Source organism: Coraliomargarita parva (genome assembly GCF_027257905.1).
Classification (GTDB): Bacteria; Verrucomicrobiota; Verrucomicrobiia; order Opitutales; family Coraliomargaritaceae; genus Coraliomargarita_A; species Coraliomargarita_A parva.
Genome location: NZ_JAPZEI010000001.1, coordinates 216,246 through 230,764, shown reverse-complemented (window position 1 = coordinate 230,764; position 14,519 = coordinate 216,246). Strand labels below are relative to the sequence as shown.

Genomic DNA, 14,519 nt, shown 5'->3' with positions numbered 1-14,519 from the left:
AGTGTTACGGGATACGGGATACGGGATACGGGATGCGGGATACGGGCTTATTCGGCGAGGCGGATGGTGCGGGCCACGATGACGAGTTCCCGGCTTCCGGGGACGAGGGGCCGTACTTCGCCATGGATTCGCACCTGCTGGTCGATGTAGGGCTGGAGGTTTGGTATGAAGAGTCGTGACATGTCGACGTAGGCGATACGCTCACCTCTGGCTGATTTCAAGCGCAAGGGGTAACGGGGACCGAAACTGGAGATTTCGCGAACGAGTTTGCCGTTCAGGCGGCGCATCGGAACGCCCACGCTGTCAGCCGGCCGTTGCGGGGTGTCGATGGCTTGTGTCTGCGTGGGGGCGACAACGATGTCGATCGGTTGCAAGTTTCGGTCGGATTCCGTGGTCTCGGGGCGAATCGGAGGGCTGGCGGCCGGAAGCGGTTGTGAGCCGGGTTTTCGCACGGACCAGACCACATTTTCGGGTGCGAGGTCTTCGGGAGCGGTCTTTCCGAGGCTTGCATTCGGATCGTAGGCTACCGCCTTGCGGGCGCCCGGCATGGCGGCGGGGGCGGCGACGGAGAGGGCGGGGCGCTCGGAGATACGGGTCGATGTCTTGTAGTAGGCCGGAATGTTCTTGGTGAAGCGGACGGTTGTCCAATCGTCGTTGGCTTCCACGATTTCAAACTGGTCGCCGGGTTCCACCAGGCTGAGCACGGGGGCGTTTGAGGAAGGGGTGGCACGGATGAAGGTATCCAAGTCGATTTCGAAATTCTTGGAAAGTCGGGCGCTGGGCACATGCCCCTGTACGCGGGCGCGGTAGTCCAGCCAGCGCCAACCTTCTTCGGCGGCCTTCCGCTCCAGTACGGGGGCGGACTGGCGAAGGGCGGGAGACCCTTCCGGTACTGTTGCGATGACAGGTGAGTGTTCGTCTGCCGAGAGGTGGAGCGCCATATCCGCGCCCCGGAGGGGGCCGGCCGCCCAAAGGCAGGCACAGCTGCAGGATAAAATGCGTAGGATGTTCACAAGCATGAGCGATCCACTGTGCAGATGGCGGTTCCAATTGCCAGCATCAAGCGAGCAAACGCGCCAGATCCTTCTGGCCCAAGACCTTGATTCCGCCCTTGGGGAGGTTGCGCAGGACGATTCCGCCGATTTGCACGCGTACCAGTTTTTTGACATAGTAACGGTGCGCTTCGAAGAGACGGCGGACTTCCCGTTTCTTGCCGTGGTGGAGGTGAACCTCCAGCCGGCGTTGATAGCCTTCTCCGACTGCAGGGGCGGGCAAGACCTTTTCGGCTTTGAGGAAATCGCCTTCGAAATCGACCCCGGCGAGTAGTTTGGGGATATCATTTAGGTCAAAGTCGCGGTGCAGGGTGACCCGGTAGCGTTTGACGATACGGGTGCTGGGGTGGGTGATACGGTTGGCCAGGTCTCCGTCGTTGGTGATGACGAGCAGCCCTTCGCTGTCTTTGTCGAGGCGTCCGGCGCAGTAGAGACGCAGGCGTTGCAGGTCGGGCGGGAGCAGTTCGAAGACCGTGCGCTCGGCATGCGGGTCACTATTTGTGCAGACGTAACCTTTCGGCTTGTTCATCACGAGGGTGACGGTGCGCTCCGGTGCGCTGCGCAGCGGCTTGTTGTTCACGAAAATATCCGCGCTTGGGAGCGCTTTGTCTCCCAGTTGAGCGACCTTTCCGTTGACCCGCACTTTACCGTCCTCAATCAGCCGTTCTGCTTCACGACGGGAGCAGAGACCGGAGTTGGCGATTAACTTCTGGATACGTTGCGCTTCTTCACTTGGAGCCATGCAGAACTTGAGTCGAGTTGAGGCGGGGCTGTCAATGTTGCTTCAAAGTAACATTCGTGCTTGCCCCGGATGGATTTAATGCCGAAGACTCAGGTTTTGCTTATTACCAAGACGCCTCAATAAATTAGGAATGACAGACACGACCGAGAAAAAAGTCGCTCTCGTGACCGGTGCCGGCCGCGGCATCGGCAAAAGTATCGCTGAACTTCTGGCCGATAAAGGCCATCACGTCATTTGCGTGAGTCGCTCGGCCGGCTCCTGCGGGGCGGTGGCGGACGGTATTGTCGCAAAAGGAGGCTCCGCCGAGTCCCTGGCGGTCGACGTGGCCGACCGTGGCGCAGTCGAAGCTGCCTGCAAGCAGTGGCTGGAAGCCCACGGAACCGTGGATATCCTGGTCAACAATGCCGGGATCACCCGTGACGGCTTGCTTTTTCGCATGAGCGACGCCGACTGGGATGATGTCATCGCGACGAACCTGACCAGCTGCTTTACTTTTATCAAGCACCTCGCCCGGCCCATGACCCGCAAACGTTGGGGGCGTATCATCAACATGGCTTCCGTTATCGGTTTGATCGGCAATGCCGGACAAGCCAACTATGCTGCGGCCAAGGCTGGTATGATCGGCATGACCAAGAGTCTGGCCAAGGAGTTTGCCGCCCGAAATGTCACGGTCAATGCCGTGGCGCCGGGCTTTATCGAGACCGATATGACGGCCGAACTGAACGAGCAGCAACAACAGGGCATTATCGGAGTGATCCCGATGAAGCGCATGGGGCAGGCCGCCGATATCGCGCACACCACCGCATTTCTAGCATCCGAAGAAGCAGGATACATCACCGGTCAAGTTTTTACAGTTGACGGTGGTATGGTCATGTGATGCTCAAATCCTTTACTTATTAACACTGACAATTATGGCTGATCAAACTATCGAACAACGCGTAAAGACCATCATCGTCGACCAGCTCAACGTAAATGAAGAGCAGGTCACTCCCGAAGCTTCCTTTCTGGATGATCTCGGTGCGGACTCGCTCGACACCGTCGAGCTGATCATGGCATTCGAAGAAGAATTCAGTGACGAGATCGACGGTGAAATTCCGGAGTCTGACGCTGAAAAGCTCCAGACTGTTGGTGACGTCATCAAGTACATCACAGAGAAGGCCGGATAAGGGTCAACTCACCTAACAGAACAACTAGGCCGCCTCACCAGCGGCTTAATTTTTATTCATATGCCCGAATCGCTATTACGTCATCGAGTCGTTGTGACCGGTATTGGTACGGTCAATTCCCACGGACTGGGAGTTGATGCGTTCTGGTCCGGGGTCATGAACGGACAAAGCGGCATCGGCCGGATTACTTCGTTCGATGCCACGGACTATCCCTGCCAGGTTGGCGCGGAGGTTCGTGACTTCGAAGTCGGCGACTTCATGGATGTGAAGGAAGCGCGTCGTAATGACCGTTTCACTCATTTTGCCATGGCTGCCACGAAGCTGGCTCTGACTGATGCCAACGTGGACACCACCAAGCTGGACTCCGAGCGTTTCGGTGTTCTGGTTGGTTCCGGAATCGGTGGGATGGAAACCATCCAAAAGCAAAGCCGCCGTCTCTACGAGATGGGGCCGCGCAAGGTTTCCCCCTTCATGATCCCTTCCCTGATCGCAAATATCGCGAGCGGAGTGGTGGCCATTGAGATCGGAGCCCGTGGCCCGAATTACGGTATTGTAAGTGCCTGTTCCACCGCTACTCACGCCATTGGTGAGGCTTTCCGCATCCTTCGGGACGGCGAGGCCGACATCATTGTGGCGGGCGGTTCGGAAGCGGCCATCACCGAGTTGGGTTATGCCGGTTTCTGCTCCATGAAGGCAATGAGCACCAGCTACAACGATTGCCCTGAGCGTGCCAGCCGACCCTTTGACAAGGGGCGTGATGGTTTCGTCATGGGGGAAGGTGCCGGTGTTCTCATCCTTGAAACTCTGGAGCATGCCAAGGCCCGTGGTGCCCGCATCTACTGTGATGTGACCGCCTATGCGGCTACCTGCGACGCTTACCACATCACTTCGCCGGATCCCGAAGGCAAGGCCTTGGGGACGGCGATCACTAAGGTGATCAAGGACGCCGGGCTTCAACCGGAGGACGTGGACTATATCAACGCCCACGGTACTTCGACACCTTACAACGACAAATTCGAGACCCTGGCCGTCAAGCGTGCGCTAGGCGATCATGCCTACAAGGTTATGGTCAGCTCGACCAAGTCGATGACCGGACACCTTCTCGGTGCCGCCGGTGGGGTGGAATCCGCGGTTTGCGCCAAGGCGATCTTCGAAGGCAAGGTACCGCCGACCATCAATTACGAGGAGAAGGACGAGGACTGCGATTTGGATTACGTGCCGAATGTGGCGCGTGATGCGGAAGTTAAGGTCGCGATCTGCAACAACTCCGGTTTTGGTGGACACAACGCCACGGTGCTCTTTACGAAGAGCGTCTAATTACTTGCTTACCAAGCTTTTCAGAAGGCCCGGCGTTTGCCGGGCCTTCTTTTTATACCGCTTCGTCAAGTTCTGGAGGTTTTGTGCTTCCGAAGGTTTGTCTGCGTGGCGGCTTTTCGCAAATAGAGGTTGAGTCCGTGTGGTGGCTCGACATTGTGCAAAAGCAGCTATGTCGCTTCCATTTGTGTGCCTTCGCCCTCATTTGTGTCGTCTCTCGGCCGTGGTTTTATGCCTGGTCTGTTCGCGGATGCTCTTCGCCTCTTCCGAAGTTCGGATCGATGTGGATCCGAGTCCGGTGGACCGTGAGAATCCGAAGTACCTGACCAGTTATGCGCCGGTCTTGAAGCCGGCCCGTGACGCCGTCGTGTCGGTGCACACCTCTCGGATCATTCGGATTTTTCGGGCCCATGGGATGGATCCCCGGGAAGAGGCGTTGCGGCGGTTTTTAGGTCTGCCGCTGCCGCAAGGACAGCAGGTGGTGGAGGAGCGCCTCGATCCGGTCGGGATCGGTTCGGGGGTCGTGATTTCGCCGGATGGCTATATCCTGACAAATAATCATGTGGTGATCACCCCTGAGGGGCGGGAGGCGGACGACGTTCTGGTCGAATTGAACGACGGCCGGGAGTTGGAAGCCCGGGTGGTGGGGCGCGATCCACAGAGCGACCTCGCGGTACTCAAGATTGATGCGACGGCCTTGCCGCACATCACTTTCGCGGACAGTGAGCTGCTCGAAGTGGGGGATATCGCGTTCGCGATCGGGAATCCCATGGGGGTTGGACTGACCATTACGCAGGGCATCATTTCGGCCACGGGGCGGAGCAATCTCTCCATTCTGGGGGATTCCGGAAATGAAAACTTTATCCAGACAGATGCGCCCATTAATCCGGGGAATTCGGGAGGCGCCCTGGTGGACGCCTATGGCCGTCTGATCGGTATTAATACTGCGATCCTCTCGCGCAGCGGCGGGAGTATCGGGATCGGTTTTGCGATTCCATCGAATTTTGCCCATACCGTGGCGCGCTCCATTATCGAGTACGGTGAGATGCGCCGCGGTATGCTGGGAGTCAATGTGACGGACCTGACGAAGGATACCCGTGAGGCTTTCGCTTTCGATGGAGTCGATGGGGTGCTGGTACAGTCGGTCATGCCAAACCTGCCGGCCGATAAAGCCGGTTTGAAGAAGGGGGATATCATTCTCCGGATTGGCGATAAGGAGATCCGTGATGCGCGCATGCTTCGATTGGTATTGGCAGCATTGGGGCCGGATGAGGTTTTACTCACCTATCTGCGAGACGGGCGGGAGGCCGAGTTGCGGGTGAGATTGGTGGATCGTAAGGATCCTTACGGCTTGGGCGCACGCCACGGGGAGTTCCTGCCCGGGGTGGAGGCACTTGCCATCGACCGGGAAAGTCGCCGTCAATACGGCTTGCCGGCAGCTTTGGAAGGCTTGCTCCTGACTGCCGTGAGTGATCACTCGCCTTATGCTGAAATTCTGCGTCCCGGGGCGGTTGTGCTCCATATCAACGGGGAGACCCCTCTCTCAGTGGATCAGGGGCTCCAGTTACTACGATCCAGGCCTGTGAGTCACCTGTACATTTATTTTCAGGGAAGAAGTGGTTATATTTCTGTAAGACGGGATGATTGAGCGTGTGATTGCTTGACCTAAACAGCTCGATTATAGAAGTTCAGGAAATCTAATGCAGGAGCATCGAGCACTCATACTTCGCAGTAACCGATTCCTTGGTTCATCCCTTGTCGATAAAGGGATCGTCGCCGTCGGCGACCTAGAGGCGGCCAACGAAAAATTCATGGAGGCGATCCAGAGCTCAGAGCTCAAACATGCCTCCATCCTGACCACGCTGATCTACGATTTAAAGGTCTTGGATGAGCGTAAAGTCATCGAATATCAGGTGGAGGAACACAGTTTAGGATTGGTGGACCTGGATGCCGTGGAACTCGGCTCACTTCGCCAGTGGAATCTGGAGGAGACGATCTGCTTCGCCACTTCGACCTTACCGTTCGACAAGGTTGAAAACACCTACATGGTCGCGACGTGCTATTATTTGAGTGCGCCGGTGGTGAAGCACTGGGAGAGCATGCTGGACGGTGATATCATTTGGTACGTGACCTCTACCCAATCGATGAACCGGGCCCTCGAGCGGATTGAAGAAATACATAAGGACGAGGACGAAGCTGCGGCAGAGGCCGAGTAAATTTTAGATAATGGCTTATAGCGTTTTAATTCTGGATGATGATGCGGACTTCAACAGTCTGCTGACTGATATTTTTGAGCAGGCCGACTACATCGTCACCTCGCTTGAGGACCCGGTTGAAGCGGTTGAGGTCTTTACCCATACGGATTACGACCTCGTGGTGACCGACCACAAGATGCCGGAAATGACCGGGGCGGAGTTCATGAAGCGGATCAAGAAGATCAAGCGGCAGGTTCCGGTCATCATGGTTTCCGGTTATTTGGAGAACGATACAATCCGCGAGCTGATCAGCGAGGGAGTTGGCGGTGTCTTTCTCAAGCCGTTGAATATCTTTTCCCTGTTGGAACGGACAGCCGAGCTGATTGAGGAATCCAAGAAGGCCCCACAATCATCCGATTCGGAATCCGGTGCTTCGAATGAAGGCGTGGGTGAGCCTGATACGAATGTGGACAAGCTGGGCTTTGCATTCCGCTCTTTTCCCTGCAAGTCGCCGGCATCCTTGGAATTTGCAGAGCGTCTTCACAGCCTACGGAACTTCAAGTCGACCCTGTCCCTGATCGGTGAGCCTGGCACCCATTATCGCGCTATCTGCAACGACATTCGGGGGTTTTATGAGGGCGATGGAGAGCACTTCGTTTATCTCAGCCCGGACTCCTTCGAGGCGGAACAGGCACTCAACCTGATTGAATCGGCGAAGGCCGCCGGTGCCGAGCGGGTCACATGTGTATTGCTCGATGTGGAGAGCATGAGCCCGGAACAGAAGAAGCTGGCAGCTTTGCTGCCGAAATGCGAAGGGCTGTTTGAAGCGATCGATTTCCCGATTCGTACGATTTTCTGTGTGAGCGGGGACTTGGACGTGCTCTTTGACGAGGAGCGGATTGATGAGCATCTCTACATCCTGATGGGGACGGCTGAGGTCCAGGTGCCTGCATTGCGGAACTGTCCTGCCGATATTGCCGTGCTCGCGCAGCAGATCGTGGTCGATGCGGCCAAGGAAAAAGCTCTTGGCTCGGTGCCGCAGTTTGAGAATTCGGCGCGTGAACTTTTCCGCAAGCATACCTGGAAGCGTAACTACGAGGAGTTGCGTGCGACGGTGCGGAAGGTTGTCGACTTGAGCTCTGGAGGTGTCCTGACCCGGAATACTTTGCAGGAAGTCCTGCATGCGGAGGGGGCGAACCCCCGGGCCAAGCTAGATGCCTTCTTGTCGAATGCACGTAGTGAGATTGTCCTGGCCAGTTCGATCCTACTCGGGGGCGGCAAGAACCGTGTGGCGGACTTTTTTGGCACGGATGTAGCGGAGATCGACGGCATTCTGAAGTAACTGGATAGAAAGACAATTTATGGCGGGACGGATACTAGTGCTGGATGACGAAGAGAATTACGCAGAGATGCTACGCGATCTCCTGCGGGATCATAATTACCGTGTCGACATGGCCACACGCCCGGAACGGGCGATTAACCAGTTGGAAGAGATCCCTTACGATCTGGTAATTTCAGATTACAAGATGCCGGTAATGGACGGCGCAGATTTCCTGAAGCGTGCCCGTGAACTATATCCCAATCTGCCCTTCATTCTTGTTTCCGGCCTGATGAATACGCCGGAATTGGTCAAAGTGGCGAATATGAGTGTCACTTTAGTCATGGAAAAGCCGCTGGATACCGCCGCTTTCCTGGAGCACGTGGCACGTTTTTCCGTGCCGATGACCGAAGATGAGAAGGCGGCCTTGTCGGAAGAAGGAGAGCCGGGCAGTTCAGCGGTTAAAGCGGTGACGAGCTATCCGGAGGAGCCCCGTTACCTCAGTGCGGCCTGTGCCCTATCCAAGCGTTTTATGCTGGATTTATGGAGTCTGTGCCACAGTGGGAATTGTGCCTTTATCCATTCTGCGGTTGGCGGCGACTTCGAATTGGCTGCAAAAGATATTTCCTCGTGGCGCGGTAATCGCGACAAGCCGGTCGGTACGTTGTCGTTTGAGCAATTGATGGCGGATGGGGTGGCTGCGCTGCAAGCTGTCCTGGAAGATTCCGAGAGCAGTGATGTTGTCCTTGTTGAGTTGCCGGACAGCGGTGCCATCGAGCAGGCACGTGCCTTCATGCTCGGCAACGGCCCCTTGACCGGGGGGCTTTTGATCTTCGTGCTGAGCGAGAACCTGAGCCACGCCGGCTTTCTGGAGCTTGCGGGTGACTTGGGTGTGTCTTTGCCCCCACTTGTGATGCGTCCCACTGATGTGGCGCATTATTCGCGACGTTTTGCCCGAATTACGGCCAATCAAATGGGGAAGGACAAGGCGCCGGATTTCTCCCCGGAAGCGAGTTATGCGCTCCTATCACATGAATGGCCGGGGGATTATGACGAACTTCAACGGCTTGTGGTGGAGGCGGTCAAGCGTGCGGAGTCCGACCCGATTACGCTGGATGAGCTTGAGTTGGAACAACCGGCTTCCGCGCCTGCCGGCGATCGTCTGGCCAGGTTGCTCCAACAGGCGCAGGCGACCTATCTGGTATCCGCCCTGAATGATTCAGGGGGCAGCCCGTCGGCTCTGGCCGGCGAAGTGGGCGTTTCCTCCGTGGTCCAGTCCGAAACCGATCTCCGTCACCTCGCTCTGGTAAAGCCGGAACTCGCCAAACTGTAAACTTTCAAACTATCCAAGGACTCAACCCGACGCATTATGGCTTTAGCCCGTATTCAGGCCTCGATCGTAAGGAACCTTCTCGACGCGGGAAAGCTCTCCAGCGCGCAGTACAACTCGATTGTCGACACCAAGGAGGAGATGACCGGAGATGCCGTTGAAAAGCTCCTGGCCGAAGAATACAAGATCAGCCCGTTCCAGTTGCTGGTCGCCAAGGGCAAGGCCTTTGGCATGGCTCCGATCAATGTGAAGCACTGCATTGTGACGGAGACCACCTTCGCGAAGCTGGAACAGGATTTCTGTCAGGACAACAAGGTGCTGCCTCTCGGTACGGTCGGTGATTACATCGTGGTCGCGCTGAGCAATCCATTTGATATTCAGGTAACCTCCAAGATCCAGGATATTTCAGGGATGAAGGTTTCCGCTCTTTTGGGCGCGGAGGCGGATATCGAGAAAGCACTCGACAGCAAGCAGGAGCCGCAGTCGGTGGGCTTTGGCGATGTGGTCGAAGCGCTCGGGATGGACTACGAGAGCGAGGAGGACCTCGATCAGGACGATCTCTCGGACGAGGATTCCGCCCCGATTATCAAGCTCGCCAACCGGATCATTGAGGAAGCGTATTTTTCGGGGGCGAGTGATATCCACATTGAGCCCTTTGAAAAAGAGACGCGTGTGCGGGTTCGCGTGGACGGTGTGCTGCAGAACCGCTTGACGATACCGCCTGCGGCTTCGGGTGCCCTGCTCGCCCGTCTCAAGGTGATGTCTCAACTGGATATCGCCGAAAAACGGCTGCCTCAGGACGGCCGGATTATTTTCAAGCAGTTTAACAAGAAGGGCATCGATGTGGACCTTCGTGTGTCGACTGCGCCGCTGAACCACGGTGAAGGCGTGGTCATGCGTATTCTGGATAAGCAGAAGAGTACTTTACCACTGCCGGCATTGGGATTCTCCGAGGACAACCTGAAGTTGTATCGTGAGTTGATCCAGCGCCCCTACGGGATGATTCTACACTGCGGACCGACCGGTTCCGGTAAGTCCATGACCTTGTACTCCGCGCTGAACGAGATCAATACGAGTGATATCTGTATCCGGACGGCGGAAGATCCGATCGAGTATACCTTGAACGGAATCATGCAGATGCAGATGCAGCGTAAGATCGGCCTGACTTTCGCGGCGGCCCTTCGCGCCTTCCTGCGTCAAGACCCCGATGTGATCCTTGTGGGGGAAATTCGTGACCATGAAACCGCCGGTATCGCGGTGGAAGCGGCTTTGACCGGTCACATGCTATTCAGCACGCTGCATACAAACGATGCGCCGACGACCATTTCACGTCTGACTGAAATGGGGATCGAGCCTTTCATGATTTCCGCATCCCTGGTCTGTGTGTGCGCGCAGCGCCTCATGCGCCGGGTCTGTAAGACATGTAAGAAGACTTACATGCAGGAAGGCAATGAAGCGGATATCATACAGCGTGCGATTGGCTGGAGCGGCAAAGTGCCCATGGCGATCCAGGACGGTTGTCCGACCTGCGGTGGCTTGGGTTACAAGGGCCGGGTCGGTATTCACGAACTCATGGCAACCTCGGAAGAGTTGGTGAAAGCGATCAACTCCGGAGAGGAGGCCGCCGTGATCAAACGCATCGCCATGCGCAATGGCATGAAGACATTGCACCAGGACAGTATGTTGAAGGTCAAGGAAGGCTTCAGCACGATGGAGGAATCCATCGCGACTGTTCCGCCGGATATGGAGGCCTATGAAGAAGCCGAAGCGGCGAGCTAACTTACTCTTCGAGCGTCGCGACGAGGGCACCGAGGAAGATTAGTTCCGTTTCTCCGGTATTGCGGATGGCCTGGGTCTCGCCGTCGCGGGTGATTTGGAGCGTGCCTGGTGTGAACGGATGTTCCACCCCGTTATCCACGACGATGCCGCATCCGGAGAGGCAATAGTAGAAGTCTTCATCGCCATCGTGGGAGTGCATCCCGATGGTTGCGCCAGGTTCCAGACGGACGAGGCCGACGCTTTTGATGGCACTGCCGGGAAAGAGGTCGAGGAGTTTGTGGGCGTAGACGGTGCCGTTGCCGCCGCGGACGCCTTCAGCGACTTCGGGGACGATTTCATGAACCTTGCTGATCATGATTTCATTTTGAAGCAGGTTTCGGGGGAGGTCAGCAATAAATTAGCGCGGTCCCGGGGGGCCGCCGCTTTCCTTGGCCATCAGGGCTCGGCGTCTCAGCTGCAGCCAGAGCGTCCAGGCATGTTGTTTGAGGATGGCCCGGGCGTGCTCGATCTCGGTCTTCCTCTGAGCGAGGTTTTCGTTGGCGATCGTGGACAGGTCGTCGAGATTGTAGAGGTAGACGTTGTCGATAGCCTCGACATCCGAGTCGATGTCACGGGGTACGGCGACATCAATGAGGAAGAGTGGGCGCTCCGGACGCCGGCGCATGGCTTGTTGGATGGTCGAACGATCGAGAATGGATCCCGTGGCGGCAGTGGAACTGATGATAATGTCATAGTGTTCCAAATGTGTCCGGAAGTCAGCGAAGTCGATGGCCGCACCCTCAAATTGGTGGGCCAGGGCATGTGCCTTTTCAAAGGTGCGGCTTGAGACGGCTATATCGGCCGCCCCTCTGCTTTTCAGGGCTTGGGCAGTCTTCTCGCCGACATCGCCGCTGCCAATGAGGAGCACCCGGCTGCGGGTCAGCTTGCCGAAGATCCGGCTGGCTAAATCGACCGCCACGTTGCCGATGCTGATTTGTCCCTTGGTAATGGCGGTCTGTGAACGGGCGGACTTGGCGGCTTGAAAGCTTTTCTCGAACAGGCGGTTCAGCACGGCGCCGGTGCAATGCGCACTCTTGGCGTCCGCATAGGCGCTCTTCATCTGGCTGAGGATGTCGGTTTCACCGATCATTTGGGAATCCAGACCGCTGGCGACCTCGAGGGCATGCTGCAGCGTGTCGAGATTCGTATGCCAAAAGGAGTGCGCATCAAAGAGACTACGGTCGAGCTGCTGGATTTGGCAGAGTTGGGCGCGGACTTGTTCTTCTTCGATACCGGCTTCGGCTAAACCATAGATTTCAACACGGTTGCAGGTGTTTAGCACCACGCATTCCCGGATGCCTTTTACTTCGTGGAGGGCGGCGCGCAGCATGCCGGTCTGTTCGGGACTGAGGGCAAAGCGCTCCCGGACTTCAAGCGGCGCCTCGTGGTGGGAACTGCCCAGCACGAAGAGAGACTGTAGGGGCTCCTGCGTCATGAGTCGGGTAGCAAGGCGGCCTGGTTCTGTTCTTTCGGGGGCGCGTCATCGTGGTGTCGTGCAGACTGAACCGGCCAGAGGGATGCCATGGCAAAGAGAAAAAGGGCGATTGAGGCGATTGCGTGGCGTCGGGTGACGAGCTTTTTACTCAGTCGGAGCCAGACCACCACGAGGTAGCCCAGCCAGACCAAACAGGTAATACTGAGTTTGAAGACGGGAACCAAGCTGATGTTTTCCACCCAAAAGAATGCACCGAAAACTAGGGCAGCGGTCAGGACGATCTCTCCTGTGATGAGCAGCCGTTTGCCCATCTGGTCCAGTTGCTGAACCGAGGGCAGATATTGGTAGAGGCCTTGAAATTGCTTTTTCTTCAAGCCGTGTTGCTGGATCAGAAACATGACGGAGACGAGGGCCAGCAGGGCAAAGATGCCATAGCTGAAAATCGCCAGGGAAGCGTGTAGTTCAATCCAGGGGTTTCCCCCGAAGAGGCCGGGCGGGTAGGGGCGATCCCAGGATGGAAAGAGGAAACTACCCCCGACCAGAATCGCCGCCAACGCCGCGGTAAAGAAGCCGAGGAGGCGCAGCCGGAAGGTCGGCCCAATGATGAAAAAGAGGAGAACCAGCGACCAGGCGATGAACTGCGCGACCTCGAATGTATTACCAAGAGGGCAGCCCCGCATATCGGCCGCTCGTAGGTTCAGCCCGACGGTTTGCAAGAGGAAGCCGGCGCAGACCATGGTGAAGACCACCGGACGGGGGTAGTTCTTCCGTAGCAGGAGGGCGATCAGCCCGACGGCAAAGGCCGAGACATAGGCGAAAGCTCCCAGTCCCAGAAAGGTGCGATCGGAAAAGTCGATGAGGGCAAGCATGATGGTCTTCGCAGTCTTGTGCCGAATGATTCAGTTTAGCCTGCGAATTACAATCCTTTCATCGGCGCAACGTATGCGGGTTCCGTGGCCTTGGCCGTCTCGTAGGCCCCGCTCTGCCAGGCCCGTACGCGGCTTTCAAGAAAATCGATGAATTTGGGATGTTCGTTCAAGCAGGGAATCGGTTCGAAGTCCTCTCCGCCTGCTTCGAGGAAAATCTCGCGGCCTTCCCCGGCGATTTCCTCCAATGTCTCCAAGCAGTCGGCCGTAAAGGCGGGACACATGACTTTGACACGCTTGTGTCCGGATTCGGGCAGCTTTTCCAGCGTCTTGTCCGTGTAGGGTTGCAGCCAGGGATCCCTTCCCAGGCGGGACTGGAAAGTCATCCGGTATTTCTCCTTGGGCAGCCCCATAGTGAGGACGAATTTCTCCACCGTCATGGCACACTGGTGTCGATAGCAGGTGCCATGGGCCGGATGGCAGGTATTGCAGCAGTCCGGGGTTTGCAGGCAATGCTTGTGGGACGGGTCCCCCTTGATTAGATGGCGTTGCGGAATGCCGTGGAAAGAAAAGACGAGTTGGTCGAAATCACCCTTTTCCAGAGCGGGGCGGGCTGATTCGACGAGAGCCTCGATATAGTCCGGTTCCTGGTAATAAGGGGGCAGCAGGGTCGTTTTCAGGTCCGGTTTCAATTCGCGTACCGCTTCCATGAGATGCACGACCGCCGTCTCGTAACTGGACATTGCGTAGTGCGGATACATCGGCATGATGAAGAGGTCATCCACACCTTGGTCCAGCAGTTCCTGTAACGCGGAACGGGTCGATGGGTTGCCATAGCGCATGCCCAACGCGACCGGTATTTCGAGTCGCTCGGCCAAGAGGCGCCGTTGGGCTTCGGATATCAGAATGAGTGGCGAACCTTCCTCGCGCCAGATACTGGCATAGGCTTCCGCAGACTGCTTGGGCCGTTGTGGCAGGATCATGCAGTTGACGACAAACCAGCGGACCGGGTAGGGGGCGTCGAGGACACGCTCATCCATTAAAAATTCACGAAGGTAGCGGCGGACGTCGGAAACGTCGGTTGAATCCGGCGAGCCCAGATTGAGGAGGATAATGCCTTGCTTGGACATATGCTTAGAAAAGGTGGTCAGTGTACAAGTTGTCAAACCGCAGCGGCGGAAGAGTGATGAGAAGTTTTAAAGCTGGGTATGAGTGGAGTGGAGGGCTTGTCTATCTCGCTTAGCAATAAGCGCTTGGAAACAAGACCTTACAAGGCATTTTCA

Annotated in this window: 14 protein-coding genes; 8 read left to right on the top strand and 6 right to left on the bottom strand. The window is 56.8% G+C overall.

What is annotated here, in order from left to right; all coding sequences use genetic code 11:
- Window positions 1–47: 47 nt before the first annotated feature.
- Together O2597_RS00855 and O2597_RS00850 are read right to left on the bottom strand one after the other, a co-directional pair.
- On the bottom strand, window positions 48–1,013 hold the full coding sequence (locus tag O2597_RS00855; RefSeq protein WP_269522278.1) for an SH3 domain-containing protein: 966 nt from the start codon (window positions 1,011–1,013) through the stop codon (window positions 48–50).
- 46 nt (window positions 1,014–1,059) lie between these two features.
- Window positions 1,060–1,794, bottom strand: coding sequence for a pseudouridine synthase (locus O2597_RS00850; protein WP_269522277.1), 735 nt, complete (start codon window positions 1,792–1,794; stop codon window positions 1,060–1,062).
- Window positions 1,795–1,924: 130 nt separating this feature from the next.
- Between O2597_RS00850 and fabG the strand changes: the two genes are divergently transcribed.
- From fabG to O2597_RS00810, 8 genes are all read left to right on the top strand, one after another.
- The gene (fabG, locus tag O2597_RS00845; protein ID WP_269522276.1) at window positions 1,925–2,671 is read left to right on the top strand and encodes a 3-oxoacyl-[acyl-carrier-protein] reductase; all 747 of its coding nucleotides are present in this window, start codon (window positions 1,925–1,927) and stop codon (window positions 2,669–2,671) included.
- Window positions 2,672–2,705: 34 nt separating this feature from the next.
- Window positions 2,706–2,960 carry an acyl carrier protein gene (locus O2597_RS00840; RefSeq protein WP_269522275.1) on the top strand — a complete coding sequence of 85 codons (255 nt, stop codon included), beginning with the start codon at window positions 2,706–2,708 and terminating at the stop codon, window positions 2,958–2,960.
- 60 nt (window positions 2,961–3,020) lie between these two features.
- On the top strand, window positions 3,021–4,277 hold the full coding sequence (gene fabF, locus O2597_RS00835; RefSeq protein ID WP_269522274.1) for a beta-ketoacyl-ACP synthase II: 1,257 nt from the start codon (window positions 3,021–3,023) through the stop codon (window positions 4,275–4,277).
- A gap of 247 nt (window positions 4,278–4,524) precedes the next feature.
- On the top strand, window positions 4,525–5,922 hold the full coding sequence (locus tag O2597_RS00830; RefSeq protein WP_269522273.1) for a trypsin-like peptidase domain-containing protein: 1,398 nt from the start codon (window positions 4,525–4,527) through the stop codon (window positions 5,920–5,922).
- A gap of 52 nt (window positions 5,923–5,974) precedes the next feature.
- The gene (locus O2597_RS00825) at window positions 5,975–6,490 is read left to right on the top strand and encodes a hypothetical protein (protein ID WP_269522272.1); all 516 of its coding nucleotides are present in this window, start codon (window positions 5,975–5,977) and stop codon (window positions 6,488–6,490) included.
- A 10-nt stretch (window positions 6,491–6,500) separates the two neighbouring features.
- Window positions 6,501–7,811, top strand: a complete 1,311-nt coding sequence (locus tag O2597_RS00820) for a sigma-54-dependent transcriptional regulator (RefSeq protein ID WP_269522271.1) — start codon at window positions 6,501–6,503, stop codon at window positions 7,809–7,811.
- Window positions 7,812–7,830: 19 nt separating this feature from the next.
- The gene (locus O2597_RS00815) at window positions 7,831–9,120 is read left to right on the top strand and encodes a response regulator (RefSeq protein ID WP_269522270.1); all 1,290 of its coding nucleotides are present in this window, start codon (window positions 7,831–7,833) and stop codon (window positions 9,118–9,120) included.
- A gap of 36 nt (window positions 9,121–9,156) precedes the next feature.
- A complete protein-coding gene (locus O2597_RS00810; protein ID WP_269522269.1) occupies window positions 9,157–10,896 on the top strand; it encodes a GspE/PulE family protein in 1,740 nt (579 codons plus the stop codon).
- Window position 10,897: 1 nt separating this feature from the next.
- Here the strand turns inward: O2597_RS00810 and O2597_RS00805 are convergent, their stop codons facing one another.
- From O2597_RS00805 to hemH, 4 genes are read right to left on the bottom strand one after another with little or no spacing between them, the layout of a single operon-like run.
- Complete coding sequence (locus O2597_RS00805; RefSeq protein WP_269522268.1) at window positions 10,898–11,251, bottom strand: cupin domain-containing protein; 354 nt, start codon at window positions 11,249–11,251, stop codon at window positions 10,898–10,900.
- A 42-nt stretch (window positions 11,252–11,293) separates the two neighbouring features.
- A complete protein-coding gene (hemA, locus tag O2597_RS00800) occupies window positions 11,294–12,370 on the bottom strand; it encodes a glutamyl-tRNA reductase (RefSeq protein ID WP_269522267.1) in 1,077 nt (358 codons plus the stop codon).
- Entirely contained in the window at window positions 12,367–13,239 is an 873-nt protein-coding gene (locus tag O2597_RS00795; RefSeq protein ID WP_269522266.1) for a cytochrome C assembly family protein, read from the bottom strand. The genes hemA and O2597_RS00795 overlap by 4 nt, the downstream gene beginning before the upstream one ends.
- A 47-nt stretch (window positions 13,240–13,286) precedes the next feature.
- Window positions 13,287–14,366 carry a ferrochelatase gene (gene hemH / locus O2597_RS00790; protein ID WP_269522265.1) on the bottom strand — a complete coding sequence of 360 codons (1,080 nt, stop codon included), beginning with the start codon at window positions 14,364–14,366 and terminating at the stop codon, window positions 13,287–13,289.
- Window positions 14,367–14,519 lie beyond the last annotated feature (153 nt).

Excerpts from the sequence above, each read along its gene's own strand:
- O2597_RS00850 (WP_269522277.1), bottom strand. The coding sequence starts at position 1,794 with ATGGCTCCAAGTGAAGAAGCGCAACGTATCCAGAAGTTAATCGCCAAC.
- fabG (WP_269522276.1), top strand. The coding sequence starts at position 1,925 with ATGACAGACACGACCGAGAAAAAAGTCGCTCTCGTGACCGGTGCCGGC.
- O2597_RS00840 (WP_269522275.1), top strand. The coding sequence starts at position 2,706 with ATGGCTGATCAAACTATCGAACAACGCGTAAAGACCATCATCGTCGAC.
- fabF (WP_269522274.1), top strand. The coding sequence starts at position 3,021 with ATGCCCGAATCGCTATTACGTCATCGAGTCGTTGTGACCGGTATTGGT.
- O2597_RS00830 (WP_269522273.1), top strand. The coding sequence starts at position 4,525 with ATGCTCTTCGCCTCTTCCGAAGTTCGGATCGATGTGGATCCGAGTCCG.
- O2597_RS00825 (WP_269522272.1), top strand. The coding sequence starts at position 5,975 with ATGCAGGAGCATCGAGCACTCATACTTCGCAGTAACCGATTCCTTGGT.
- O2597_RS00820 (WP_269522271.1), top strand. The coding sequence starts at position 6,501 with ATGGCTTATAGCGTTTTAATTCTGGATGATGATGCGGACTTCAACAGT.
- O2597_RS00815 (WP_269522270.1), top strand. The coding sequence starts at position 7,831 with ATGGCGGGACGGATACTAGTGCTGGATGACGAAGAGAATTACGCAGAG.
- O2597_RS00810 (WP_269522269.1), top strand. The coding sequence starts at position 9,157 with ATGGCTTTAGCCCGTATTCAGGCCTCGATCGTAAGGAACCTTCTCGAC.
- O2597_RS00805 (WP_269522268.1), bottom strand. The coding sequence starts at position 11,251 with ATGATCAGCAAGGTTCATGAAATCGTCCCCGAAGTCGCTGAAGGCGTC.
- hemA (WP_269522267.1), bottom strand. The coding sequence starts at position 12,370 with ATGACGCAGGAGCCCCTACAGTCTCTCTTCGTGCTGGGCAGTTCCCAC.
- O2597_RS00795 (WP_269522266.1), bottom strand. The coding sequence starts at position 13,239 with ATGCTTGCCCTCATCGACTTTTCCGATCGCACCTTTCTGGGACTGGGA.
- hemH (WP_269522265.1), bottom strand. The coding sequence starts at position 14,366 with ATGTCCAAGCAAGGCATTATCCTCCTCAATCTGGGCTCGCCGGATTCA.